This window comes from Paracoccus sp. KR1-242 (assembly GCF_049446195.1).
Lineage (GTDB): Bacteria > Pseudomonadota > Alphaproteobacteria > Rhodobacterales > Rhodobacteraceae > Paracoccus > Paracoccus broussonetiae.
Window position 1 is genome coordinate 387,821 of record NZ_JBMSED010000002.1, and the last position, 25,786, is coordinate 413,606.

Below are 25,786 nucleotides of genomic sequence, written 5' to 3' on the forward strand. Positions count from 1 at the left end.
CCCAATGAGCGAGAGACATGTTCTGGTCACCGGCGCCGCCGGCCTGATCGGCAATGCGGTGCGGACCAAGCTCGAGGATCGCGGAACCAGGGTCATTGCCGTCGACCGCGTGGCGACAGAGGTGGACGGGCGCGAGGTCCGCGAATGCGACGTGACCGACATCCACGGCCTTCATGCCATCGCAAGGGCGCATGACATCGGAAAGATCGTCCATTGCGGGGCGTTTTCGGGGCCGATGGTGTCGCCCGACCATCCGATCCAAATGGTGCAGGTCAATATTGGCGGCGCCGCGAATATAGGTGAGCTTGCCCGGATCATCGGGGGCGTACGGGTGGTTTTCGCCTCGACCGCGACCGCCTATGGCGTGACGCCCCCGGCCCCCGTTTCCGAGGATACGGTCATGGTCCCGGACACGATGTATGGCGCGTCGAAGGCCGCTGCTGAGCACGTGATGAACGCCTATAAGCTGCAATTCGGCGTGGACACGGTGAACCTGCGCATCGGCTGGGTCTATGGCCCGCGCCGCAGCACGGCCTGCTTGATCCGGCAGATGCTGGTCGATGTCATGGCCGGGCGGACGACGCATATCCCCTATGGGCGCGATTTCCCGCGCCAGTATTTGCACATCGACGACGCATGCGACGCGATGATCACAGCCCTTGACCGGGAGGCGCTGCCGCAACAGGCCTATAATATCACTGGAGGGTCGTGGCTGACGCTGGCAGAGGTCGCCGATACGGTGAAGCGGGTCACCCCCGAGGCGAGGATCGAGGTCGCCCCGGGCGATGATCCGGGCGACATGCGCCAGGAACGCTTCGACATTTCCGCGGCCAAGCGCGATCTGGGCTATTGCCCACGCATGACCCTGGAACAAGGCATACGCAACTATCTGGACTGGCTTCGACTTCAGGAAGGCACGAAATGAACGCTATCGCGACACCATTCTCCTTGAAGGGGCGCAACGCCCTGATCACCGGGGGCAGTCGGGGCATCGGGGCGGCCATCGCCAGCCTGTTCGCGGATGCGGGGGCCAACGTGGCGATCTGCCATTTTGGCGATGCATCCGGGGCGCAGGCGCTGGACCAGCAGTTCAATGCCCGGTCGCACAGGCTTGCCGCGATGGAATGCGACGTCGCCGATGAGGCGCAGGTCTCGGCATTGGCCGAATGGACCAGGGATGCGATCGGCGAGCCCGACATTCTGGTCAATTGCGCGGGCATCGGCGGCAAGGACAAGCCCTTTGGCGAGGTGTCGGTTGCCGAATGGGACCGGATGCTGGGCGTGAACCTGCGCGGGGTCTTTCTGGTCACCCGCGCCTATTTTCCGGGAATGCTGCAGCGGCGCTACGGTCGGATCGTCAACATCGCCTCGCAGCTGGCATATAAGGGCGCGCCGGGCCTTGCCGCCTATGTCGCCGCCAAGGCGGGTGTCGTGGGGCTGACCCGCGCGCTTTCCTACGAGGGGGCGGCGCATAATGTCATGGTGAATGGCATCGCTCCCGGCCCGGTCGAAACGCCGCTGCTGATGGGCCACAGCGACGCATGGCTCGCGATGAAGAAGGGTCAGTTGCCGGTCGAGCGTTTCGGCCAGCCGGACGAGATCGCGCCGACCGCGCTGCTGCTTGCCTCGGAAAAGGGCGGGGCGTTCTATTGCGGGCAAACGCTGTCGCCCAATGGCGGCGACGTGATGGTGTGAGGAGGGACATCATGCAGGAATACGACTTGGTCATCCGTGGCGGCACCGTGGTCACTGCCGCAGACACGGCGCGGGCGGATGTCGGCATTCGCAACGGCAAGATCATCGCGGTCGGGCTGGAACTGGCGAAGGGCAAGCAAGAGATAGATGCCACCGGGCTTCGGGTCATGCCCGGCGGCATAGACAGTCATGTGCATTTGGCCCAACCCGCCTTTGGCGGGCCGGCGATGGCCGACGGTTTTGAGAGCGGCACCCGTTCTGCCATCGCGGGCGGCAACACCACCGTTCTTCCCTTTGCGCTGCAATCGCGCGGCATGTCCCTGCGCAAGGCGGTCGAGGATTACCACAAGGAGGCCGAGGGTCAGTCCTATTGCGACTATGGCTTTCACCTGATCCTGACCGATCCGACCCCCGCCGTGCTGGGGCAGGAACTCCCCGCGCTAGTGGCAGCGGGCTATACCTCGCTCAAGGTCTTCATGACCTATGAGGACATGGTGCTGAACGATCGCGAATTGCTCGAGGTGTTCGATGCCGCGGGCGAGTATGGCGCCCTGGTCATGGTCCATTGCGAAGGCTATGACGCCATCCGCTTCATGACCGAAAAGCTTGAGAAGGCAGGAAAGGTCGCGCCCTATTACCATGCCGTGTCCCGTCCCCAGTCGGTCGAGCGCGAGGCTGCCCACCGTGCCATCAGCCATGCGGAACTGACGGGCGTTCCGATCATGATTGTCCATGTCTCGGGCGGCGAGGCGATGGAGCAGATCAGATGGGCGCGCAATCGCGGGCTGAAGATCATGGGCGAGACCTGCACCCAATATGTCTCGCTGACGGCGGATGACCTCAAGGGTCTGAACATGGACGAGACCGGCAGCAAATATGTCTGCTCGCCACCGCCTCGCGATCACAAAAGCTGGGAGGCGATCTGGAACGGGATCCAGACAGGGGTGTTCCAGACATTTTCCTCGGACCATTGCCCGTTCTATTTCGAAGGCGAGATGGGCAAGAAAAACCCCAAGGCGCGAACCGCCTTCAAATGGGTTCCGAACGGCATTCCGGGGGTCGCGGTGCGTATGCCGATCCTCTGGTCGGAGGGCGTGGCCAAGGGCCGGATCACTGAGAACGAATTCGTTGCCCTGACCTCGACCAATCATGCGCGGATCTATGGTCTGACTTCGAAGGGGTCGATCGCTGCGGGCTATGACGCCGACATCGTGCTGTGGGATCCCGCGCGCAAGGTAACGATCAGTCAGTCGCTGATGCATCACGGCTCGGACTATACGCCGTGGGAAGGGTTCGAGGTCACGGGCTGGCCCCATGCAACGATCCTGCGGGGCGAGGTGGTGATGCAGGAGGGCGAGATCCTCGGGGCGAAGGAAGGCGGCAAGTTCCTGCCCCGCGCGCTCTCGCCCATGGCCAGCCGCGGTGCGGGCGTGCCGATGAACTAGGGGGCTATGGTCCTGTCATGTGCCAAATCGCCGCCATGACAGGGCCAGCCTTTCGGCGTCCATGCCGCGACCGATCAGGACGATGACGCCCTCCTCTGGCGCGGGTCCGGCAAGGGCCGCATCGTCGTCGGGAAGGATCTCGGGCGACTGGACCACCCGCCGCACGGATTGCAGCAAGAGCCGACCGGCGGGTGTCCGGACGACTCCCTTGATCCGCACGATGTCATCGCCCCGCGCGTGAAGCAGGGCCGATAGCCAGGTCGAGAGTGCCACCCATCCGCCATCGCGGCCGACATCAAGACGGTAGGGCAGGATCGGTTCGGATCGACCGAGGGCGGGCAGATCGAGGGGCGCAAGTCCGGGGACAGGCTCTGGCAGCGGCACGGCCACGCCCTGTTCAGCGGCGGAAAGCATCGCACCGGGATTGAGCACGCTCAGGGACAGGGCAAGCCGGGCCAGCGTCACCGGATCGGCCGCGGCGGGCTTGGTCAGGATCAACTCGTCCGCGGCCTCGATCTGGGCACGTGCCAGATCCTCGGCGGTCAATTGCTGCACCCCGTGCAGGCTGTCGACCAGAACCAGCGTCTGATCGAGGACGAGGCGGCGCGAGAGAACCGGATCCTCCGCCATCGCTGCCGCGATACGACCCGGATCGGCAAGGCCACTGGTTTCCAACAGGATGCCCGCTATGCGCCCCGCCTCCTTGCCGCTTGCGGCGTCACATAGTGCGCGCAGGGTCGCCAGCAGATCCGGCAGCCCGGCACAACAGGCACAGCCCCCGGCCAGCACGCTGATCTTGCGGGCACCACTCAGCAGCAGGTTGTCGACCGGGGTTTCGGCAGCCTCATTCACAAGGAGATGATACCCGGCGAAGCGGCCTTCATGCAGCTGGTGGCGCAGCCAGGTGCTTTTCCCGGCCCCGAGAAAACCGCCAAGGATGATCACGGGCAGGCGGCCATCCGACCGCGTGGCCTCAGCCACCGGCAAGTGCACGGTCCGAGAGCGGATCGACGGGCTGGCCCGCCATCCGCTCGGCCGCTTTCCAAAGCGATGCCAGATCCGGGACCAGCTCGCGCTGCCCACCCGGCGCGAAAAGCTGAAGGCCGGGGGTCACACCATCATCCCAGGCCTTCAGTCCATAGGCGGCGAGAAGGCGGTTGATCGCCTCCAGCCTGGCAAAGCGCAGGCGCAGCCTGTCTCCGGGCGTCTGCGCGCCCGCATCCGTCCAGTGACCGGGCGCGGCGGGAAAGCCGCAAGCACTGCACATGACGCGTCCTTTCGTTCAGATCACCTCGGGCCGGTTGGCCGAGGCAAAGGGATAGCGTTGGCGGAAGTCGTCGGCGATCTCCTCGAAGGTTGCCCATTCGACGCCATCATGGCCATTGATGTATTCAATCAGGCGCTCCAGCATCAAAAGCACCTGCGGGCGACCGGAAACATCGGGATGGATGGTGAAGGCGAAGACGGCATAGTCCATCTCGCGATAGACCCAGTCGAACTGATCGCGCCACAACTCCTCGATATCGCGGGGATTGACGAAGCCGTGGCTGTTCGGCGACTTCTTCATGAACATCATCGGCGGCAGGTCGTCCACATACCAGTTTGCCGCAATGTCGACCAGATCGATCTCCTTGCCGTGCTTCAGCGGATGCATCCAGTCCTTGGCCTGCTTGGTATAGTCGATGACATTCCATTGATCGCCGACGCGGGCATAGAACGGCTGGAAGTCGCGATAGCCCTGCGAGTGGTCATAGCTGAAATCGTATTTCTGAAGCAGCGCGGCGGTCGAGTTCGACATCTCCCACCAGGGCGCGACATATCCACGCGGCGCGCGTCCGGTCAGGCCCTCGATCAGCTCGATGGACTTGACCAGAACGTCCTCCTCCTGCTGGGGGGTCATCGCGATCGGGTTCTCATGCAGATAGCCATGCGCGCCGACTTCGTGGCCGGCATCGACGATCATCCGCATCTGGTCCGGAAAGGTTTCCAGCGAATGGCCGGGAATGAAGAAGCTGGTGCGCAGGTCGTATTTCTTGAACAGGCGCAAAAGACGCGGGATGCCCACCTCGGTCGCAAAGATGCCCCGCTGGATATCCGAGGGGCTGTCACCGCCCCCATAGGAGCCTATCCAGCCCGCGACCGAGTCGATGTCGGTGCCGAACGCGCAGTATATCTTCTTTGCCATCATGGTCTCCCAGTTGAGTTTTTCATGGGTCTTCCAGCAGCAACGACGCCGGATATCAGTCCTGCCGCCACCCCAGATCGCTAAATTCGTGGAAGCGTTCGAACGCGCCGGTCATCACGGCAAGCATCAGGACCAGCCGTGCCTTCAGCGCGTCCAGATCGCCGCTGCCATGCAGTCCGCGGGCCAGCAGATCTATCTCGCCCCCGATCTGGCCATAGGTTTTTGACAGCACGCGCCCGCCGCGGGTGCGACTGGAAAAGACGACGGGAATATCCCGTGCGGCCCTTGTCAGGGGATCGAGCCATGCGGAATGCACATGCCCTCCGCCCGCAAGATCCAGAACTATTCCCCTTGCGCCGGCGGCAAGGCAGGCCTCGACCAGCAGCGGCGGATCGGAAAGGCCCGGCTTCAGGATCGGGACGAAGGGCAAGGCCGCGTCGCGGGGGAGGTCGAAGGCCGCGCTTCGCCGGGGCCTCGCATAAAGGGCAGGCCGCCCCTCGGTCATCCAGCCCAGCGGGGCCGGCGACCAGAAGGCGCCCGTTGACGAGGTGTCGCGTTTCTGCACCCAGGCGGCCGAATGGATCATGTCGTCGAAGGCGACCATCACCCCCAGATCCCGGCATTGCGGGTCCACCGCGCAGGCGACGGCATTGAACAGGTTCGCCGCCCCGTCGGCACCCGGAAGCGAGGGGTTGCGCATGGCGCCCGTGACCACGACGGGGCCCGGACCCCGGTGCAACAGGTTCAGCAGGAACGCCGTTTCCTCGATCGTATCGGTTCCCTGGGTCACCACGACGCCGGCGACGCCCTTTGCCTCATGCGCGCGTATCGTGCTGGCCAGTTCGATCACCAGCGGAACGCCGATCTCGGTCGAGGGCAGGTTCGAAAGATTGCGCGCCGAGACCTCGGCCAGACCGGCAAGCTGCGGGACCGCCGCCACCAGATCGGCGCCGGTCAGACCCGGCGCCACGCCGGAGACGCCGGTATCGGGCGTGCAGGCGATCGTTCCGCCCAGGGCGATGATCTGGACTGCGGGCTTCATCTTAATCCTCGTGCGGCGTGCCCGCCGAGTTGTTCGCGCCGGGCAGGTGATGGTTCAGCGCCGGGTTCCATTCGGCATGAACGACCTCGCCCACATCGCGGGGATGGGCGAAATAGGCGTCATCGTCCATGTAGATGATGAATTCCTCGTCGAGCCCGGTATCGAGGGCGATCTTCACGAAAGTGCCCTGATACTCGATATTCGTGACCGTCCCTGAAAGGCCGTTGCGCGGGACGGCCCCGGTTGTCGTCCCGATACGGTCCCTCCGAACCGAAAATCGCAATTCCTGCCCGCTCCGGACTTCGGGACCGACCGAAAGATCGTAAGTCAGCCCATTCTGCCCAGCCACGACCGCCGTGACACCATCGGTGCTTTCGACCCGACCGGCGAGCACGTTCTGGCCGCCCATGAATCGCGCGACATAAGGGCTGTGCGGGCGATTGTAGATCTCGCGCGGATTGGCTGCCTGCTCGATCAACCCGTGATCCATCACCACCACCTGATCCGCCAGAGCGATCGCCTCGGGCTGGGTATGGGTGACGTGAATGAAGGTGATGCCCAGATCGTTCTGCAATCGCTTCAATTCGACCCGCATCTTCAACCGCAGGAATTCGTCCAGTGCCGATAGCGGCTCATCCAGAAGCAGAACCTTGGGCTTGTTGATCAATGCGCGGGCCAGCGCGACCCGCTGTTGCTGGCCGCCAGACAGCTCGGACGGCACCCGGTCCGCCAGATGCAGGAGCTGCACCCGCTCCAGCATTTCGCGTGCTGCCCGCCGACGCTCATCGGCGCGAACCCCTTTTACGCGCAGGCTGAAGGCCACGTTGTCGGTCAGCGACAGATGCGGAAACAGCGCGTAGTTCTGAAACATCAGCGCCGTTCCACGGTTTCCGGTGCGGGTTGTCGTCACATCGGTCCCGCCGATCGAAATGGTGCCGGAGGTCGGCGTCTCATGCCCGGCGATCATCCTGAGGAGTGTAGTCTTTCCGCAACCCGATGGGCCGATCATGCAGCAATAGGCCCCGCCATCAATGGTCAGGTCGACGTTGTTGACAGCCTTTGCCCGCCCGTAAAGCTTGGTGACATTGCGGATGTCGATGCGACTTTGTTCGGTCATTCAGTTCTTTCCCCGCTTGGCGCGCGACCGCTGCCTCTGGATGATGGCAATCCCCGCGAAGGCGAGCGCGATCACCAGAAAGCTGACGGCTGAGGTAACGGTCCCGATCGCGTAAAGCGCCGGCGTCGTGACATTGGTTGTCATGTTCGAAATCTCGATGGGAAGCGTGTTCTTGCCCCCGACGGTCAGAAGCGAGCGCGGCATCTCGTCATAGGAGAGCGTGAAGCCGAACAGGGCGACCGCGATCAGGCCGGGGAACAGGATCGGCACGGTGACAAGCCGCAAGACCTGCCAGGGGCGCGCGCCGGCATCGCGGGCGGCCTCCTCCCACGAGCTGTCAAAGCGGTTCAGCACGGCGAACATGATCAGAAGCCCGAAGGGCAGCGTCCAGCTGAGATGCGCGCCCAGCCCCGAAAGCCACCAGCTCAGCCGAAGGCCGAGAATCTGGAAAAGCTGGCTGATGCCCAGCCCCAGCAGGATGCCGGGAACAATCAGGCTGATGATCGACAGATAGAAGATCGGGCCCGCGCCCCAGAACCTGCGGCGAAAGCCGAGTGCTGCAAACAGGCACACCGTCGCCGTGATCAGCATGGCCAGAATGCCAAGGATCAGCGAGCGGCGGAAGGCCCCACTAAGGTCGCCATAGCGGCTCGACGTCCACAGGTCGTGGAACCAGTGGGTAGATACGCCTCGCATCGGAAAGGTCAGCCCGCCCGTCGGCCCCTGAAAGCTGAGGATGAAGATCATCAGCATCGGTCCATAGAGGAACAGCACGAAAAGGCCGAAGAAGGCGGCGAGGATATAGAAGTCGGCGCCCCGGCGCGTGGGTGTGCTTTGCGACATGACCGCCCCCCTATCTTGCAAGCTCGGCGCGGATATCCACCACCCGCAGGATGGCCGAGATCATCAAGACGACCACCAAGACCAGCAACACCGCCATCGCCGAGGCCTGCGGATAGAAAAGCTGGTCGATCTCGTTCTTCATGGCCGATACGACCGAGGCGCTTTGTCCCCCGCTCATGACTCGGACGACGAAGAAATCGCCCATCACCAGCGTGACGACAAAGATGGAGCCAAGCGCGATCCCGGTTTTCGACAGCGGAATGATGATGCCGGTCAGGATCTGGAAGGGATTGGCGCCGGCGTCGCGCGCAGCCTCGATCAGGTTGGGATTGATCTTGGCCATGCTGTTGAAGATCGGAACGATCATGAACAGCGTGAACAGGTGGATATAGGTCAGGACCACCGCGAAATCGGAATAGAGCAGGATGTCCAGCGGCTGGCTGATCAAGCCGGCCTGCATCAGCATCTGGTTGAACAGCCCCTCGCGGCCCAGAAAGGGGATCCAGCTGACCATGCGGATCACGTTCGAGGTCCAGAACGGAATCGTGCAGAGCAGGAAAAGCCCGATCTGCCATTTCAGATTGCGCACGTAAAAGACAAGGAAATACGAGCAGGTAAAGCCGATCAGCACCGTCGCCACCAGCACGATCGCCGCGTATTTCAACGTGTTGGCGAACAGGGACAGCGTGACGTTGGCAGTCAGGACGTCATGGTAATTCTGCCAGGTGAAGGCGGGATAGACCGATATCCCGTCCGACTCCCAGAAACTCAGCATGAAGACGGTGCCGATCGGGATGCCGACCAGCGCCAGAATGAGAAGGGCAAGCGGGGCGACCTGTAGATACGGGGTCAACTGCGACCCGCTGCCGGGCGATCTTGCGGACATGTCAGGAATTCTCCGGGCGGATGCCGTTCCGAAGGAAATGCCGGGACAGGCGGTGGGCCTGCCCCGCGCGATCAGGCCGAAATGAACTCGTTCCAGCGCTGGACCATATAGCGCTCTTCGTCCATCACCGTGTTCCAGCAGGCGACATTGCCCATGCGATCCTCGAACGAGCCGCCGTCGCGTACGGCGCCGGCCTTGTCCATCACCGCCCCATAGGGGTCCAGGATGTCCTCGGTCGCGGGCTTGCCCTCGTACCAATAGCCGATTTCATTCGGGGTCAGATTGGCCTTGGCAGTCTCGGGAACTGAGGAATAATAGCCCTGCCGCGCGATGAACGCACCCTGCCAGCCTGTCAGATACCAGTTCATGTATTCATAGGCGGCTTCCAGCTTCAGCCCTTCCAGATGGCCCATCAGACCCATCCCGAGGCCCCAGCCGCGATAGCCTTCCTTCAGCCCCTGATAGACGCATCCGATGCCCCGTGACTTGACGGCGGTGACAGCGGGCGACCACATCGACTGGATCACCACCTCGCCTCCGGCCATCAGGTTCACGGATTCGTCGAAGGTGCTCCAGAAGGCGCGGAACTGGCCAGCCTTCTTCAGCTCGATCAACCGGGTAATGGTGTGATCGATCTCCTCGCGGGTCATATTGCCCTTGTCGCCATAGGTCAGCTCGCCCATCGCCTCGATCGCCATGGCCGCATCCATGATCCCGATCTGCGGGATGTTCACCAGCGCGGTCTTTCCCTTGAACTCGGGGTTGAACAGTTCGGCCCAGCTTTCAACCGGCCGCCCGATCAGGTCCGAGCGGATGCCCACCGTGTCGGCATTGAAGATCGTGGGCATGGTGGTGGCGTAGTCGGTCGCCTCCCCTGCAAAGCTGGTATCGCCGGGGCCACCGGTGAACATCACCTCGAACGGCATGGTGCCCTGGCGCGAAAGCTCGGAGCCGTCGAAATTCTTGCCGTCCTTCATCAGCGGCGTCATCTTGGACCAGTTCGCGATCTTGGCCACTTCTACCGGCTGCAGCTTGCCCGAACGCCACACCTTCTGCATCGCCCAGAATTCAAGGTCGGCGATGTCGATGGTCTCGGGCTGGCTGACAACCTTGGCCATCAGGGCCGTGCTGTCGGCTGTTTGCGGCACGATCTTGAAGCCCAGATCGGCGCTGGCCTTTTCGGCGATATCGGCAATGACCGAATAGGACGGCCCGACTTGGTTCAGGGTCACGTCCTTGATGTTCTGCGCCCAGATCATCGGAGCGCCGATGATCCCCGAGCCGACCGTCACGCCGGCCGTCGCAGCCGAGGTCTTCAGAAACCCGCGACGCGTCAGCCCCGCGCAATCCTTTCCGTTAGATTGAGTCATGCCACCTCTCCCTGTGGATTCCCATGGCCCGTGCCACGGTTGGTGCCGGGTCCGGGCCAGTTTTTACGACCTTCTCAGACTCGGCGGCGATGAAAATACGGTAGCAAACTGTCTTTAGGATGCAATGCACATTTCCATCCGAGGCCCAGGAATGTATAGAATGAAGCCAATGCGGGGTTTCCGGGAAAGCTTGTGCGACTTGCCTCGGAGCTTGCGCGAATTCTGGGCATTGGACGAATTTCGACATGGCTTCGGACAGCGACGGGCGGGAGGGGCGGGAAAGGGATGCGGGCAACGCATTCCTCTATGACTCGGTCCGCGACCTGCTTGCGGCCAAGATCCTGGCAGGCCAGCTTCCCGAAGGGGCGGTGCTGAAAGAGGCGCCGATTTCCAGTCAACTCGGGATGAGCAGGGCACCCGTGCGTCGGGCGCTGGCCATGCTGGCGGCGGAGGGGCTTGTCACTCCGGCCTCGGGTCAGGGCTATGTTGCGGGGCGATCCGGCGCCCCCCTGCGCCTGTCCTCCCGGCGCTTGCAGGAAATCCTGACCTCCGAAACCCACGGCATCGAGCGCACCGCCTCATGGGAGCGGATCTTTTCGCAGGTGGCCGATGTGGTCACAGGCTGCATGCCTTTCGGAACCTTCCGCATTCAGGAAGCCGAGCTGGGCGACTACTACAACGTTAGCCGCACCGTCGCGCGCGAGGTGCTTTGGCGCCTCATGGACCGGCGCCTGATCGAAAAGAACCGCAAGTCCCATTGGATCGTCGGGCAGATGACGGCCCGCGACCTGAGAGACACGTTGCAGATGCGCCGCCTTCTTGAACCCGAGGCGCTTGCGCTGGTCGCGGCCGATCGCAGCCACGGTGACCTTGGCCCACTTCTGGCGAAGATCGAGGCGGTGATCGACAGCTTCCCCGCCTGTGGCGCCGCGGTTCTCGACCGGCTGGATGAGGCGATGTTCGTGGACATGTTCACGGGCGTGCGCAATTCCCGCCTGCTGGGCTCCATCCGCCGCAATCAGCTGTCTCTTCTGGTCCCGCGTCTGTTCAGACGGCATTTTCCGATCATCGACGACCTGCAGGCGCTGAAGGAATATGCCGAAATCCTGCGGCACTTGCAGGGGGGGCAAGTCCGACAGGCGCAGGCCGTGCTGCGCGACCACCTGTGCCGGATCGAGGCGCTGGCCCTTGCCCGGCTGCGCGTCCTGTCGCTGCTCGAAGCGCCTGGCATGACGCCCTATATGACGCCGGTTTACCGGGGACATGATGGCTGAGGCGCTGAAGGTCATCGGCACGTCAGCCACGCTGACCGAGGCGCTGCGTCGCCGGGCCCATGCGGATCTGGATTTCCCGATCGAGTTCGAGGTGCTTGACGGGTTGTCCTGCCAAAGCCGCGGCGTGCTGTCTCCGGAAAGCTATGACGTCTATGACCAGTGGTTTCATTCGGTCGACCTGCTCTGGACGGCGGGGTCGATACAGCCGATCGACACCGGCCGGATTACGCATTGGCACCATGTCCGCGCGTCGGATGTATTTGCGGGTGCCGGAAAGGGTTTCGGAACGCGTCCTGCGGATGTCCTTTATGTGCAGGGCGATCGTTCGCTCTCTGCCACGCCCGTTTCTGCCACGCCGCTCATCTCGATGCTGCCCACCTCCTATAACGTGGACAGCTTTGCCTATACGCCGGAACTTGCTGCGCGACGGCAGCGGGACGAGGCGGAAAGCTGGGCTTGGCTTCTCGACGGGCGCTGGCATGGCCGCTGTGCGCTGAGCCTGGACCCTGCGGCAAGCGCGGTCGAACTGGCTATGGCCATTCAGGCGGCGGGACTGATGCAGGTAGACGATCCCGGCGACCTGACCATCGAAGAGATCGACGAGATGTTTGGGCATCTCATGGCGCGAAAGCGCAGCGGGCATTTCAGCCGTTTCTGGAGTTCGGCCGAGGATTCGATCCGACTTCTGTCTACTTCGGGCTGTGTCGTCTCGTCGCTTTGGTCGCCCGCCTATTATGGAATGCGCGGGCAGGGTCGCGAGTTGATCTATGCCGCCCCGGTCGAAGGCTATCGGGGCTGGCATTCCGGCATGTGCATTTCGGCCGCTGTTGAAGGCAAGCGGCTTGAGATGGCCTATCGGTATCTGAATTGGTGGCTGGAGGGCGATCCAGGCGCAATCATGGCGCGACAGGGCTATTACATCTCGGTACCCTCCCGCCTGTCCGATACGCTGACGGATCAGGAATGGGACTATTGGTATGGCGGCCTTCCGGCGGCGGTTGATCTGCCGGACATGACCGGGACGATCGTTGTGAAAAAGGGAGAGCGCCGCGCCGGGGGCGATTATCGGCAGCGTCTTTCCAACGTTACTGTCTGGAGCACGATCATGCCGGAACACAATTACCTGGTTCGGCGCTGGCATGAATTTCTGCAGGCCTGACCATGGCCAACGTTGCCCCGCCTGCCGCCCTTGGTGGGATCGTAACGAACAGGTGTCTCGACCCAGTAAGAATCTGATCGTCCTGCAAGGACAGGTGAGGATACCGAACGTGGTTTCAGATTGAGACGCGACCCTGACGCTGGTGAGGTTAGGGCAGGGGACCTGTATCGGGCATAAGTTGCCTCACGGAAGACTTCGGCGGTAGTGCGATAGCCGAGGCATTTTCTCGGTGTGGCATTGAGCCGGTGGCAGATTGCGATGATCTGGCGGCTGTTCAGGGTAGCTGGCGAGGCGGATTTCCGGGCAATTTGGGTTAGGCGGAAAGCAACCGTGTCGAGTTCGGAGGGGGAGGGACGCGGTCGACCCATCTCCTTGCGATCGGTTGGACTTATCTACCGCAACCGGTAGCAAGCGTCTTGCTTTGCGATTGGGCTCAGCCTTGATTTGCGCGTGGCGCGTGGATTCGGCGCCAGTCCTCATCAACCCCTACCCTATAGATGACGCTGTCTCAGACAGGGCCCCTATCACTGCATCAATAAGGCGGACACCGGGGCTGTCGCGATTCCAGAGCACGCCGATCTCGCGCTCCATGGCCGGAGCGGGCAGGGGGATGCGCCGCGCGGCAACCCCTTCGGGCCAGGGGGGCGCCCAATCGGGCAGCACCGAAATACCCAGACCATTGCTGACCATGACCGAGATCGCCTCGAGCTGGTCCAGTTCAAGCCACTCGCGAGGCCGCAGGTTGTTTGCCTCAAGCCAGGCCTGCGCGAGCCGTCCACCCCAGTTCGCGCGGTCATAGCGGATGAAGGGCTGGGTCGCGATCAGTTCCAGCGGATCGCGATCGGCCAGATCGACGGGGACGAGCAGGATCAATGGCTCGCGCCTGACCACATGCCAGTCCCGCGTTTTCGGGATCTCGAAAGGGGGGCGCACCAGCAACGCGGCATCGATCCTGCCCGCGTCGAGCGCGGCATGAAGGTCGGCCGAGGCGCCGGGCAGGACAAAGAGCTCAACCGCGGGAAAGCGGTGCCTGAGGCGCAGCAGCGCTTGCGGCAAAAGCCCGGTCAGGGCGGTGGATATGGCGCCAAGCCGCAACTCGCCAGCGGTCAACCCGGCATTGGCGCGTGACCGCATAAGCCGCGCATCCGCGACCATCTTGCGCGCCGGTTCAAGGATGGCGTGACCCGCCTCGGTCGGGCGCACCTGCTTTCCGACCCGCCGCAGAAGCTTCGCCCCAAGCTCGGTTTCCAGCGCCTGCATGCGTTGCGCCACTGCAGCCGGGGTCAGGCCCAGCCGCCGTGCGGCTTCGGCCATGCTGCCGTGATCCACAACCGCAAGGAAAGTCTCGATGAACCGCGTATCCATAAGATAGGAAAGCTATCGTCTAAAGACAGAATAGGCCATGTTTTTCTTGCCTGTGTCGCCGTGTATCCCTGAGGTGACAGAGGAGGACGGCAATGGACTTAGGATTGAAGGGGCGGGTCGCGCTGGTCTTTGGCGCCGGGGGCGGACTCGGCGGGGCAATCGCCCGCAGCCTTGCAGCCGAGGGCGCAAGGGTGGTCGCAGCCGATATCGTGGCCGAGGCGGCACAGGCGACGGCAGAGGACATCGCCCACGCAGGGGGAGCGGCGCAGGCGGTGACGTGGGATCTGGCCGACCTGAGCTCGATCCCGCAGCATCTCGCGGGGATCGAAGCAACATTCGGCCCGGTCGAAATCCTTGTGAACAATACCGGCGGTCCACCACCCACGCCTGTCTCGGGTCAGTCTCCCGAGGAATGGGAGAGGCATTTCCGCGCCATGGTCATGTCGGTCATCGCGATCACCGATGCCGTCCTGCCGGGGATGAAGGCCGCGGGCTGGGGGCGTGTCATCACCTCGACCTCGTCCGGGGTCGTGGCGCCGATCGCCAATCTGGGGCTATCGAATGCGCTGCGGGCAAGCCTTGTCGGCTGGTCGAAGACCCTGGCGGGCGAGGTCGGGCGGTCCGGCATCACCAGCAATATCGTGCTGCCCGGCCGCATCGCCACCAAGCGCATCGCCTTTCTCGACGAGCAGCGCGCGAAGCGCGAGGGGAAAAACCTCGCGGAGGTCGCGGCCGCCTCGACCGCGTCGATTCCGCTGGGCCGCTATGGCGAGCCAAGGGAATACGGCGATACGGTGGCCTATCTGGCCTCGGAGCGCGCCAGCTATATCACCGGCTCTGTCATCCGTGTCGATGGCGGGCTGATCCAAAGCATCTGAAGGGGGAGTGGATGGATCCGAAAGTCAAAGAGGTTCTCGAGGCGGTGTCGACGGCGACGCTGACGACAGTGTTGCTGAAAAAGGGTCTGCGCAATGTCTGGATGCGGGGAACAAGGCCGTTCCGCCCGGGCCAGCCGCGACTGGTCGGCCCGGCCTTCACCCTGCGCTTCGTCCCGGCGCGCGAGGATCTGGCGACGCCCGCAAGCTGGGCCTCGCCCATCTCGACCCGGGCGGCAATCGAGGCAATGCCCGAGGGCTGCATCGCCGTCGCTGATGCGATGGGCGTCCTTGATGCCGGGATCTTTGGCGATATCCTGTGCGCGCGGATGGCCAAGCGCGGCGTGGCCGGTCTGGTGACGGACGGCGTGATGCGCGATGCGGCCGGGGTGCATGGCACCAGTCTGCCGGTCTGGTCGAGCGGGATCGCGGCCCCGCCCTCGGTCGCGGGGCTGACCTTTGTCGGCTGGCAGCAGCCCATCGCCTGCGGCGGGGTCGCGGTCTTTCCCGACGATATCGTGGTCGTGGATGATGATGGCGCGGTGCTGATCCCGGCGGCGCTCCTCGATGCCGTCGTGGCCGAGGCGCCCGAGCAGGAGGCGCAGGAGGCCTGGATCATGACCGAGGTCGATCGCGGGGTGCCGCTGCCCGGCCTTTATCCGATGAACGACGAGACCAAAGCCCGCTACGCCGCATTCAGGGAGGGCAAATGAGCTTCGGTATCGAGACCAAGGGCGTCTATCCGATCGCCGCGACGCCCTTTCGTCCGGACATGTCGGTAGATTGGGACAGCCTCGACCGGCTGACCGACTTCTATCAGGATGCGGGCGCCACGGGCATCACCATCCTTGGCATCCTGGGCGAGGCAGGCAAGCTTGAGCCCGAGGAAAGCCGCGAGATCGCCGCCCGCGTCATCGCGCGGGCGCGGGTGCCGGTCGTGGTCGGCGTCTCGAACCCAAGCTTTGCCGCGATGGGCCGGCTCGCGCGCGAGGTCATGGATCTGGGCGCTGCGGGGGTGATGATCGCGGGCCATGCCGGCCTGCGTTCGGACGAGCAGATCGCGGCGCATTTCAGGAATGCGGTTGATGCCATCGGACAGGATACGCCTTGGGCCTTGCAGGATTACCCGCTGACGCTCTCGGTCGTGCTGTCGGTGCCGATGATCGGGCGGATCGTGGCCGACCACCCGTCCTGCGTCATGCTGAAGGCCGAGGACTGGCCGCAGCTTGAAAAGCTTTCTGCGATCCGGGCGGCGCAGGCCTCGGGCGGGATGCGTGCGTTTTCGATCCTGACGGCGAATGGCGGGATGTTTCTGGATTTCGAGCCGGAGCGCGGCTCGGACGGGGCGATGACGGGATATGCCTTTCCCGATGCGCTGGTCGAGATGGACCGGCTGCATCGCGAGGGGCAGCGCGATGCAGCCCATGACCTGTTCGACGCGCATCTGCCGTTGATCCGCATGGAGCAGCAGCAGGGCGTCGGGCTGGCCGTGCGCAAATACCTGCTGATGCGGCGCGGCGCGATTGCCTGCGACATCCAGCGCAGGCCCGGCACCGCCCTGACCCCGCGTGGACGCGAGGAGATCGACTATCTGCTGGCCCGGCTGGCCCGCAAGGATCCCCGCGCGGCGATCTGACTAGGAAAGGGCGGCAAGCAGCAGGCTTGCCGCCCCGCCCGCCATCAGGACCAGCACGGCGGGAATCCGGGGCAGGCCCTGAAAGATCAGGAAGGCCCCAACCGAAATCGCCGGCCCCGCCCAGCCATTCCCCGAAATCTGGATCAGCGCGATGCTGCCCGAGATGACGAGCCCGGTTCCGACCGGGGCAAGCCCCTCGCGCATCGCGCGGTGCCATTTCCTGTCCCTGTGGCGGCTGGTCGCGCGATAGACCAGATAGCAGACGAGCGAGGAGGGCAGGTAGATCGCGAGCGAGGCCAGCGTCGCGCCCGTCCAGCCCGCCAGCCGCCAGCCGATCAGCGTGGCCAGCGTCGTGCCCGGTCCCGGCGCCGCGCGCGAGATAGCGAAAAGATGCAGGAAGTCCTGCGGCGCGATCCAGCCGTTCTGCCGCACCATAACATCCAGCCCGGCGATAATTGCCGGACCACCCCCGAAGGAGGCCAGCGACAGCGGCACCATATGCCACAGGATCTGCCACAGTGGGTCCGTCATCCCCGCCTCCAGACCAGCCAGACGCTGACCGGCGCGACCAGCAGCACGACAAGGATCATGGGCAGCTTCAGCACGGTCACTCCCACCACCACCGCGGCGATCACGGCAAGACGCCGGGGGGATCCCTTTGCACGCTTGAGACCAAGCCAGCAGATCTGAAGCAGCATCCCCAGCGCGGCGCAGGCGATGCCCAGCATCGCGATTTCGACCGCGGGGAACTGGCCCAGCCGGTCGAACAGCAAGGCAAGGCCAAGGACGGACAGGACCGGGGGCAGCAGAAAGCCCGTGACGCAGGCCACCGCGCCAAGGGGGCCGCGCAATTCCTCGCCCAGACAGACGACAAGATTGACCACATTCGCGCCGGGCAGAACCTGCGCGATGGCCAGCGTGGCGGAAAAATCGTCATCGCTGACCCAGCCCCGGCGCTGGACGAATTCGCGATGCAGCCAGCCGGTCAGGCCGCCCCCGAAACTGAGCGAGCCGACCTTGAGACAGGTCAGGAAAAGCGCGCCGGCGGGAACCGGCGCGGCATCGGTTCGGGTGTCCCTCATTCCCTGAACATGCGCCGGTTGCGCTCAGCTTGCCAGCCGGTCCGCATCGGGGGGCGGAAAGGCGCAGCCCTGCCGGTGCAAGGCGGCCATCACCCAGTCCCGGTTCAGGCGGCCTTCCGCGATGGCAAGGCGGGTGCGCTCCTCGGCGGCGCATTTCTCCTCGGCGGCGGTCAGGATGGCCTCGGCCTGCGACTGGGGGATGCACAAAACGCCGTCATCATCGCCCAGGATGATGTCGCCCGAGGCGATGACCATGCCATCCACGGCGATCGGGCAGTTGATCTCTCCCGGTCCGTCCTTGTAGGGGCCGCGATGGGTGACGCCCGCAGCATAGATCGGCAGGCTTCCGGCGCGGATCACCGCCGCGTCGCGGATCGCGCCGTCCAGCACAAATCCCGCGATCCCGCGGCTGGCGGCATAGTTCATCATCATCTCGCCCATCAGCGAGTTGGTCAGATCGCCCCCGGCATCGACGACGATGACATCGCCGGGGCCTGCCATGTCGATTGCCTGATGGATCATCAGGTTGTCGCCGGGCCGGGTCTTGACCGTCAGCGCGATCCCGGCCAGCGGCGTTCCGTCATGCATCGGCCGCAGCCGTGAACCGCCTGCCGTCATCCGCGACATCACGTCGCTGACATTGGCGACGGGGATCTGGCGGAAGCGCTCGACCAGAGCCTTGGGCGCCACGCTGTCGCGGCGGTGGATTTGGAACCCGTGCATTCTATTCGTCTCCCTTTGTGGTTTCGGACTGCCGCCTAGCGGCTGAATTTCGCGGTAACCTGGCCCATCTGCGGGCATTCTGCGCTCAAGCTGTCCGCATCGCCCAAGGGCGCGGGGCCAAGACGCGCGCCGGTGATGACCACATCCCCGCGCGCAAGGCCGCCGCCCCGCGTCAGGGCGTGATTGGCAAGCCATGTCAGCACGTCCAGCGTCTGGGGCAGGCCAAGGTTTTTCTGTGGCCCCTCTGTCAGCGCATCCCCCAGCCGCATCGTCAGCGCCAGCCCGGCAAGGTCGATGTCGCGCCAGCCCGCGATGGCGGGGCCAAGGATGACGGCGGCATTGCCCTGAAGATCGGCGATGGGCGACAGCGGCGGGATGCTTTTGCGGTCGATGAAGCGCGACGAGATCAGCTCGACCGCCAGATGCATCGACCCGATGGCCGCCGCGACCTCATCGGTCTGATAGGGGCGCGTGCGGGCGGGCAGGCCGGTGGCAAAGACAAAGGCCGTCTCGACCTCGGCCTCGAACCCGGCGGGCGGGACCTTCAGCGTCACTCCCGAAGCGTGGAAGGCCGAGGCGGGCAGGACGGCGCAGCGCGGCTCTCCATCCGGTTTTGCCGCGACTTTCCATCCACCGGCGGGGCCGATCTGGCGCAGCGTCGCGTCCTGAACCGCATAGGCCTCGGCCAGCGAGGCAGGGGCAAGATCCTGCGGCAATTCGGCCAGCGGCGCGCCGTCAAGGCGCGAGCGCAGCAACAGTTCCGCCGCCCTTTCGGCAGCAACAAGGCGGGTCATTCGGCAGGCTCCGTGATATGGCCGCGCATCCGTTCCTCGACCGGGCGGGAAGCGAGCAGCTTCTGGGTATAGGGGTGCCGGGGGTGCTCGAAGATCTCGGCAGTGACGCCGGATTCGACGATGCGGCCGCCCTGCATGACGATGGTGCGGTCGGCGAAATCGCGCACGACAGGAAGGTCATGGGCGATGAACAGATAGGACAGGCCATGATCCCGGCGCAGGTCCTTGAGCAACTGGATCACCTGCGCCTGAATCGAGACATCGAGCGCCGAGACCGCCTCGTCGCAGATAATAACCTCGGGCTTCAGGGCCAATGCGCGTGCGATCGCGATGCGCTGGCGCTGGCCGCCCGAGAACTGGTGCGGATAGCGGTCGGCATGTTCGGGGCGCAGGCCCACCTGCTCCAGCAGTTCGGCCACCCGGCGCGGCCATTCCGCGCGCGGCAGCACACCGCGATGGATGGCCCAGGGTTCCGCGATGATGCGCCCGACCTTCATGCGCGGGTTCAGCGATGCGGTCGGGTCCTGAAACACCACCTGCACATTGCGTGCAATCTCGCGGTTGCCCGGTCCCAGCATCGATTTGCCACGGTAAAGCACCTCGCCCTTGGTCGGATCGACCAGCCCGAGCAGCGTGTTGACGAGCGTGGTCTTGCCCGAACCGCTTTCGCCGACGACGCCCAGCACCTCGCCCTTGTTCAGCGTCAGACTGACATCGTCCAGCGCCTTGATCTCGCGCCCCGTGGGCGTCTTCAGGACACCGGCCAAGACGCCGTAATATTTTGACAATCCGCGGATCTCGATCAGCGCCTCGGACGAGAGGTCGCGGGCAGGCGGATAGCCATGACGGCCCGGGACCGCGTCGAGCAGGCGACGCGTGTAGGCGTGGCGCGGCGCGCCCAGCACCTCGGCCAATGGCCCCTGTTCGACGACCTCGCCCTGAGACATCACCACGACGCGATCCGCGATCTCGGCCACGACGCCAAGGTCATGGGTGATCATCAGGATGCCCATGCCGTTTTCGGCCTGAAGCTCCTTCAGCAGTTTCAGGATTCCCGCCTGAACCGTGACATCAAGCGCCGAGGTCGGCTCATCCGCGATCAGCACGTCCGGTTCCATTGCGATGGCCGCCGCTATCATCACGCGCTGGCGCTGCCCGCCCGAGAACTGGTGCGGATATTCGTGAAAGCGCCGCTCGGGTTCGGGGATGCCGACACGTTCCAGCAATTCGATGGCCCTTGTCCGCGCGCGCTCGGGCGGGACGCCATGGGCGGTCATGCTTTCGCTGATCTGGTGGCCCACGGTATGGACCGGGTTCAGCGCGGCCAGCGTATCCTGAAAGATCATCGCGATCCGCCGCCCGTTCAGCGCGCGCTGGTCCTTTGCCGACAGTCCCAGGATCCCGCGGCCGTCGAAACGGATGCTGCCCGACAGAATCTCGCCCGGGGGCGTATCGATCAGTCCCATGACCGCCGAGGCCGAGACCGATTTGCCCGAACCGGATTCCCCGAGGATCGCCAGCGTTTCCCCGCGGTCGAGGTGCCAGCTGACCGACTTGACCGCATCGACGATCCTGCCGCGCGAGTGAAAGCGGACGGAAAGATTCTCGACTTCCAGAAGATGCCCGGTCATGCGCGTGTCCTTTTCTCAAGCCGCCAGCGTTGGGCGGGGTCGGTCGCGGTGCGGATCCAGTTGGCCATGAGGTTCGCGGAAATCGCGGTGAGCGAGATCGCGACGCCCGGCCAGAACGAAAGCCACCAGGCCGAGGCGAGGTAGCCGCGCCCATCCGCGACCATCAGGCCCCAGGTCACCGCAGGCGCCTGCACGCCCAGCCCAAGGAACGACAGCGAGCTTTCCGACAGCATCACCGCGGCGAATTCCAGCGTGGCGAGCGTCATCAGCGTCGGCACCACATTGGGAAGGATGTGCAGAAAGACGATGCGGGCATGGGACGCGCCCAGAACCTGGGCGGCCTTGACGAACTGGCGCTCGCGAATTTCCAGCACCTCGGCCCGGCAGGTCCGCAGATAGACCGGCACGCGGCTGAGGGCGAGGACGAGGACCACATTCCCGACGCTGGGCGCCAGCACGAACAGCACGATCAGCGCCAGCAGCAGCGAGGGGAAGGACATCAGGATATCCGCGCCGCGCAGGATGATCGTGGCGACGCGACCCTGACGATAGCCGGCGATCAGCCCAAGGATGGTGCCCACGACCAGCGCAAGGACCACGGCGCTGCCCGCGATCATCAGCGTATAGCGGCTGCCGATGACAAGCCGGGCCAGCAGGCTGCGCCCCATATTGTCGGCGCCAAGGATATACAGCCAGCCGCGTTCCAGCTCGAACGGCGGGGCGTTCCGGCCGCGCAGGTTCATCTGCAGCGCCTGATCGGGCAGCAGCGACGGGCCGAACAGGGCCGCGATCACCACGAGCAGCAGGAAACACGCGCTGAGAAAGGCGAACTTGTCGCGCCACAGCATCAGGAAGGCTTCGGCCAGCGCATGTTCGCGGGGCGGTTTCGCCGCGGCGGTCGGATGGGTCATATCGGACATCTCAGCCATGCCTCACACGGGGATCGAGCAGCGCATAGGCAAGGTCGATCAGGATGTTCAGGACAAAGATCGCGACTGCCGTGACCATGACGGCGGCCTGGATCACGGCAAAATCGCGGAACATAATCGAGTCGATCATGAGCTTGCCGATGCCGGGAAAGCCGAAGACCGTCTCGGCGATCACGGCGCCATTCACCATGCCCGCGGCCTGATCGCCTGCGACGGTGACCACCGGCAGCATGGCGTTCCTCAGCGCATGGCCAAAGATCACCACCCGGCTGCGCACCCCGCGCGCCCGCGCCGTCTTGACATAGGGCGAGGCCAGCGCGTCGATCATCGACGAGCGCACGACCTGCGTCAGCACCCCGCAAGGCCGCACGAACAGCACCGTGACCGGCATGATCCAGTGCCAGGGCGTCCCGGTCCCCGAGGTCGGCAGCGCACGCAGCCACACCGAAAAGACCAGCACGCCGACAATGGCGATCCAGAAATTCGGGATCGAGGCCCCGGCGAGCGAAATCAGGCTGGCGATACGGTCAAAGACCCCGCCGGGCCGCCATGCGGCGATCGAACCGGTGACGATCGCTATCACGAGCGAGATCAGCATCGCCCAGAACGACAGCAGCAGCGTGGTCGGGAAGGCCTGCAGCACCATCTGCAGCGCGGGGCGGCCGTCGCGCAGCGACTCGCCGAAATCGAATTGCAGCAGATCGAGGAGATAGCGCCCGAACTGCACCAGCATAGGCTGGTCGAAGCCGTGGCGCGCCGCGAATTCCTCGCGCACGGCCAGCGGTGTGTCCACCGGCAGAAGCAGGTCGGTCGGATTGCCCGTCAGCCGGGCGAGGAAGAACACCAGCACGACAAGGCCAAAGAGCGAGATCGCGCTTTGCATCGTACGTTGGCGGAAATAGGAGCGCATGGGGCTTCCTTCCCAAATCATCGGCGCGGGCCGCGCCCGTGGTCGGCGAAAAGGCCGGGCGGCGCGCGCCCGGCCCTTGGCTCAGTTGGTTCCGCGGAACTTGATCTGCGACAGCTCCATCATCGTGCTGGTCACGCCGTCCGGCTTGAATTCCAGCCGGTCCGAGATGCGCATGTAGTTGACCATGTGGAACATCATGACGTCGGGCACGACATTCTCGGCGGAATAGGCATTGGCCTGCTGGAATAGCTTCACCCGCTCATCCCCCGAGGCCGCGTCCGCCGCGTCGATCAGGCGGTCGAGTTCCGGGTCGCCGAATTCCGATTGCTGCCCGGTCGAGTGATAGCGGAAATGCATGGTGAAAGTGGCGTCGCCCGAATTGTTGTCATGCTGCTCCTGGATCAGCATGGCGGGGCGCGGCTCGGCATAGGGCTTGTTGACGAGCTTCAGCCATTGCGCGCGTTCCATCGGCTGCAGCTTCACGTTCAGGCCGACCATCTGCCACATGGCGATCATCGCCTCCATCGTCTCCTGCCCGTTGGCATAGAAGTTGATGCGCGAGATCAGCGGGATTTCGGCGCCGACATCTACCCCGTCCTTCTTCGCCTCGTTGATGAGCGCCTTGGCCTGTTCCGGATCATAGGGCCAGGGCTTCATGTCCGGGTTGTAGCCATTGATGCGTGGCAGGAACATCTGGGTCGCGATGGCGTAGTCCTGATTGAAGAGCCCGTCGCGCAGCGCCTCGCGGTCGATGGCAAGGTTCATGGCCTTGCGCACCCGGATATCGGCAAGCGGGCCTTCGAAGCTGAAGCGCAGGCGCGTCGTCTCGCCATTCAGATATCCGTGGTCGGTTTCGGGATTGGTCGCGTCCTGAATGGCGATATTGAGCCCGATATCGGCCTCGCCCACCTCGACCATCGCGGCGCGCAGCGCGCTTTCGTCGCGACGGACATATGTCGCCTTGCTGACCGCCGGAGCCTCGCCCCAGTATTTGTCCTGACGGACAAGGACGATCGCGTCGCCTGCATTGCGCTGGGGAATGGCAAATGGTCCGGTTCCGACCGGGGTGCTGGTCATCGCGTCGAAATCGGTCTTGGGCGACTCGATGGTCAGGAAGCTCATGAAGATCGGCATCAAGGGCTGAGGCTTCTCGGTCGATATATCAATTGTATGGCTGTCGACGACCTTCGGAGTCAGGCGAATATTGGCGAAAAGCTTGCCGCGGTTGAGGCAGTCGAGCTTGGGGTTGAACATGCGTTCGATGGACCGCGAGACCGCCTCGGCGTCAAAGGCGCTGCCATCGGAATAGGTCACTCCCTCGCGCAGCTTGATGCGCCAGACCGTCGGCTCGACCTGCTCCCACGAGGTGGCGAGGCGGGGTTCAGGCTTGCCGCTCTCGGGGTTGAGGTGGGTCAGCGCTTCGACGACATTCTCGCGCACCACCAGCCCGACCTCGGAGGACGAGTTGCAGGCGTCGATATTGTCGAAAGCGTAGGGTGTGACGATGGTGATGGCGTTCGCGTCATCCTGTGCGAAGGCACCCGTCGCGACCACCGAGCCGATCGCGACCCCGCAGAGCAGGCCGGCCATCCTGAATTTCGACATCTCTTTCCTCCCTATGTGTCAACCCCGGCGGGCGAGGCTGAACCTGCCGCTGCGAGACGATTGCAAGTTTTCGGAATTGTCGCGCGGCCCTCCTCCTCAGGAATGCGCGTCTCCTCGGATGACGCTAGCAGGCTTGGATATCGCCGCGCCAATACAGATTACTTTTCATCCCATAAAACTATTGTATGGTTGTTGGATGGGATGGCTGAACCTTCGTCGACTGACCTATTTTCGTGCGATCATCGAGGCGGGCTCGCTGTCCGAGGCGGCGCGCCGCCTGTCGGTGCCGCAGCCCGCGCTCTCCTATCACCTGCGCGAGCTTGAGGCGGATTTCGGCGGGCCGCTCGTCATTCGCGGTCGAAACGGGGTCGAACCGACCGAGGGCGGCCAGCTTCTCTTCGACCACGCGACCATCATTCTGGCGCAGGTCGAACGGGCCGAGATGGAGCTGGCGGGACTGCGCCGCCGCGGGGCCGCGGACCCACGCGTCATGCGGATTTCGGCACTGCCCTCGCTCGCCACCAAGCTTACGCCGCATCTGCTGAAGCTGACCGCCGAGACCCTGCCGCTGAGCGGGCTTTTCGTCATCGAGACGGTCACGCGCGAGGCGCGCGAGATGCTGCGCCAGCACGAGATCGACTTTGCCATTGTCATCGCGGACGAGAAGGTTCCCGAAAGCCAGTGGCTCGCCGCCGAAAGTCTGCTCATGTGCTTTGCCGCCGGTGACGGCGACGCGACGGCGGGGCCGATCACCTTCGCCGAGGCGCTGGACGCACCGCTCATGCTGCCCGCCAAGGGGCGCCCGGTCCGCAACCTTGTCGAGAGGCTGGCAGGGCAGGTCGGCAAGAAGCCCATCGTCATCCATGAGATCGACGGGCCGAACCCGCGCAAGCAGGCGACGATCGCGGGTTTGGGCAAGACATTCCTGCCCTGGATCTCGATTTCCGAAGAGGTCGAGAAAGGGCTGATCGGCTACAGAGAGGTGGTCGATCCACCCCTGCTGCGGCATGTCGCGCTGGAATGGCGCGAGGACATGGACCCCGAACTGGCCTGGGCCATGCACGGGCTGCTGTCGACCCTGCTTACATCAATGCTGCGCTAGGCGTCTTGTCTGCGAAAGTTGGTGAGACGCTTGGCCTGGACCATGTTCAAACGCAGCGTGATGCGGGAGGTCAGCGAGGCTGCCCTTTTGGGCGCGGTGCGCCGTCACAGGCTGATGG

Annotated in this window: 26 protein-coding genes; 9 read left to right on the forward strand and 17 right to left on the reverse strand. The window is 64.3% G+C overall.

From position 1 onward, the window contains the following. Positions 1–4: 4 nt before the first annotated feature. The 3 genes from ACO2Q4_RS05285 to hydA are packed head-to-tail and all read left to right on the forward strand — an operon-like array spanning position 5 to position 3,140. Positions 5–925 (forward strand): NAD-dependent epimerase/dehydratase family protein, encoded by a 921-nt coding sequence (locus ACO2Q4_RS05285; protein WP_423317800.1) that lies wholly within the window; start codon positions 5–7, stop codon positions 923–925. Continuing rightward, entirely contained in the window at positions 922–1,695 is a 774-nt protein-coding gene (locus ACO2Q4_RS05290) for an SDR family NAD(P)-dependent oxidoreductase (protein WP_423317802.1), read from the forward strand. Before ACO2Q4_RS05285 ends, ACO2Q4_RS05290 begins: the two co-directional genes overlap by 4 nt. Positions 1,696–1,706: 11 nt before the next feature. After that, entirely contained in the window at positions 1,707–3,140 is a 1,434-nt protein-coding gene (gene hydA / locus ACO2Q4_RS05295; protein ID WP_423317804.1) for a dihydropyrimidinase, read from the forward strand. A gap of 15 nt (positions 3,141–3,155) precedes the next feature. Here hydA and ACO2Q4_RS05300 read toward each other — a convergent pair whose 3' ends face one another. From ACO2Q4_RS05300 to ACO2Q4_RS05335, 8 genes are all read right to left on the reverse strand, one after another. Further along, positions 3,156–4,121, reverse strand: coding sequence for a CobW family GTP-binding protein (locus tag ACO2Q4_RS05300; protein WP_423317806.1), 966 nt, complete (start codon positions 4,119–4,121; stop codon positions 3,156–3,158). Beyond that, positions 4,114–4,407: a hypothetical protein gene (locus ACO2Q4_RS05305; RefSeq protein WP_423317808.1), complete on the reverse strand. Its 294-nt coding sequence runs from the start codon at positions 4,405–4,407 to the stop codon at positions 4,114–4,116. The genes ACO2Q4_RS05300 and ACO2Q4_RS05305 overlap by 8 nt, the downstream gene beginning before the upstream one ends. 15 nt (positions 4,408–4,422) lie before the next feature. Then, entirely contained in the window at positions 4,423–5,325 is a 903-nt protein-coding gene (locus ACO2Q4_RS05310) for a polysaccharide deacetylase family protein (protein ID WP_311761530.1), read from the reverse strand. Positions 5,326–5,380: 55 nt separating this feature from the next. Continuing rightward, a complete protein-coding gene (locus ACO2Q4_RS05315; protein ID WP_423317810.1) occupies positions 5,381–6,367 on the reverse strand; it encodes an asparaginase in 987 nt (328 codons plus the stop codon). 1 nt (position 6,368) lies between these two features. Further along, positions 6,369–7,484 (reverse strand): ABC transporter ATP-binding protein, encoded by a 1,116-nt coding sequence (locus ACO2Q4_RS05320; protein WP_423317812.1) that lies wholly within the window; start codon positions 7,482–7,484, stop codon positions 6,369–6,371. Continuing rightward, on the reverse strand, positions 7,485–8,327 hold the full coding sequence (locus tag ACO2Q4_RS05325; RefSeq protein ID WP_423317815.1) for an ABC transporter permease: 843 nt from the start codon (positions 8,325–8,327) through the stop codon (positions 7,485–7,487). A 10-nt stretch (positions 8,328–8,337) separates the two neighbouring features. Next, complete coding sequence (locus ACO2Q4_RS05330; RefSeq protein WP_423317817.1) at positions 8,338–9,213, reverse strand: ABC transporter permease; 876 nt, start codon at positions 9,211–9,213, stop codon at positions 8,338–8,340. A gap of 71 nt (positions 9,214–9,284) precedes the next feature. Continuing rightward, positions 9,285–10,583, reverse strand: a complete 1,299-nt coding sequence (locus ACO2Q4_RS05335) for an ABC transporter substrate-binding protein (protein WP_311761535.1) — start codon at positions 10,581–10,583, stop codon at positions 9,285–9,287. A gap of 245 nt (positions 10,584–10,828) precedes the next feature. Here ACO2Q4_RS05335 and ACO2Q4_RS05340 point away from each other — a divergent pair, with 245 nt between their 5' ends. Then, positions 10,829–11,857: a GntR family transcriptional regulator gene (locus ACO2Q4_RS05340; RefSeq protein ID WP_423317819.1), complete on the forward strand. Its 1,029-nt coding sequence runs from the start codon at positions 10,829–10,831 to the stop codon at positions 11,855–11,857. Then, positions 11,850–13,016 (forward strand): ABC transporter substrate-binding protein, encoded by a 1,167-nt coding sequence (locus tag ACO2Q4_RS05345; RefSeq protein WP_423317821.1) that lies wholly within the window; start codon positions 11,850–11,852, stop codon positions 13,014–13,016. The genes ACO2Q4_RS05340 and ACO2Q4_RS05345 overlap by 8 nt, the downstream gene beginning before the upstream one ends. Positions 13,017–13,502: 486 nt before the next feature. Here the strand turns inward: ACO2Q4_RS05345 and ACO2Q4_RS05350 are convergent, their stop codons facing one another. After that, positions 13,503–14,381, reverse strand: coding sequence for a LysR family transcriptional regulator (locus ACO2Q4_RS05350; protein WP_423317824.1), 879 nt, complete (start codon positions 14,379–14,381; stop codon positions 13,503–13,505). 92 nt (positions 14,382–14,473) lie between these two features. On the opposite strand from ACO2Q4_RS05350, the gene ACO2Q4_RS05355 reads away from it, so the two are divergent. Genes ACO2Q4_RS05355 through ACO2Q4_RS05365 form a run of 3 tightly spaced genes read left to right on the forward strand, consistent with a single transcriptional unit; the run spans position 14,474 to position 16,892 of the window. Next, complete coding sequence (locus tag ACO2Q4_RS05355) at positions 14,474–15,259, forward strand: SDR family oxidoreductase (RefSeq protein ID WP_423317826.1); 786 nt, start codon at positions 14,474–14,476, stop codon at positions 15,257–15,259. Between the two features lie 11 nt (positions 15,260–15,270). Continuing rightward, a complete protein-coding gene (locus ACO2Q4_RS05360) occupies positions 15,271–15,969 on the forward strand; it encodes a ribonuclease activity regulator RraA (RefSeq protein ID WP_395135754.1) in 699 nt (232 codons plus the stop codon). After that, entirely contained in the window at positions 15,966–16,892 is a 927-nt protein-coding gene (locus ACO2Q4_RS05365) for a dihydrodipicolinate synthase family protein (RefSeq protein WP_423317828.1), read from the forward strand. Before ACO2Q4_RS05360 ends, ACO2Q4_RS05365 begins: the two co-directional genes overlap by 4 nt. On the opposite strand, the gene ACO2Q4_RS05370 is transcribed toward ACO2Q4_RS05365, so the two are convergent. From ACO2Q4_RS05370 to ACO2Q4_RS05405, 8 genes are all read right to left on the reverse strand, one after another. Beyond that, positions 16,893–17,423: a chromate transporter gene (locus ACO2Q4_RS05370; protein WP_142665002.1), complete on the reverse strand. Its 531-nt coding sequence runs from the start codon at positions 17,421–17,423 to the stop codon at positions 16,893–16,895. Continuing rightward, positions 17,420–17,974, reverse strand: a complete 555-nt coding sequence (locus tag ACO2Q4_RS05375) for a chromate transporter (RefSeq protein WP_423317830.1) — start codon at positions 17,972–17,974, stop codon at positions 17,420–17,422. The genes ACO2Q4_RS05370 and ACO2Q4_RS05375 overlap by 4 nt, the downstream gene beginning before the upstream one ends. A gap of 24 nt (positions 17,975–17,998) precedes the next feature. Continuing rightward, on the reverse strand, positions 17,999–18,697 hold the full coding sequence (locus tag ACO2Q4_RS05380; protein WP_423317832.1) for an RraA family protein: 699 nt from the start codon (positions 18,695–18,697) through the stop codon (positions 17,999–18,001). A gap of 35 nt (positions 18,698–18,732) precedes the next feature. Next, positions 18,733–19,491 (reverse strand): 2-keto-4-pentenoate hydratase, encoded by a 759-nt coding sequence (locus ACO2Q4_RS05385; RefSeq protein WP_423317834.1) that lies wholly within the window; start codon positions 19,489–19,491, stop codon positions 18,733–18,735. Further along, a complete protein-coding gene (locus ACO2Q4_RS05390; RefSeq protein WP_423317836.1) occupies positions 19,488–21,122 on the reverse strand; it encodes an ABC transporter ATP-binding protein in 1,635 nt (544 codons plus the stop codon). Before ACO2Q4_RS05390 ends, ACO2Q4_RS05385 begins: the two co-directional genes overlap by 4 nt. Further along, a complete protein-coding gene (locus ACO2Q4_RS05395) occupies positions 21,119–22,042 on the reverse strand; it encodes an ABC transporter permease (protein WP_423317838.1) in 924 nt (307 codons plus the stop codon). Before ACO2Q4_RS05395 ends, ACO2Q4_RS05390 begins: the two co-directional genes overlap by 4 nt. A gap of 1 nt (position 22,043) precedes the next feature. Then, positions 22,044–22,961, reverse strand: a complete 918-nt coding sequence (locus ACO2Q4_RS05400; RefSeq protein ID WP_142664996.1) for an ABC transporter permease — start codon at positions 22,959–22,961, stop codon at positions 22,044–22,046. An 81-nt stretch (positions 22,962–23,042) separates the two neighbouring features. Further along, complete coding sequence (locus ACO2Q4_RS05405) at positions 23,043–24,566, reverse strand: ABC transporter substrate-binding protein (protein WP_423317840.1); 1,524 nt, start codon at positions 24,564–24,566, stop codon at positions 23,043–23,045. A gap of 196 nt (positions 24,567–24,762) precedes the next feature. On the opposite strand from ACO2Q4_RS05405, the gene ACO2Q4_RS05410 reads away from it, so the two are divergent. Continuing rightward, positions 24,763–25,668, forward strand: a complete 906-nt coding sequence (locus ACO2Q4_RS05410) for a LysR family transcriptional regulator (protein ID WP_423317842.1) — start codon at positions 24,763–24,765, stop codon at positions 25,666–25,668. Positions 25,669–25,786 lie beyond the last annotated feature (118 nt).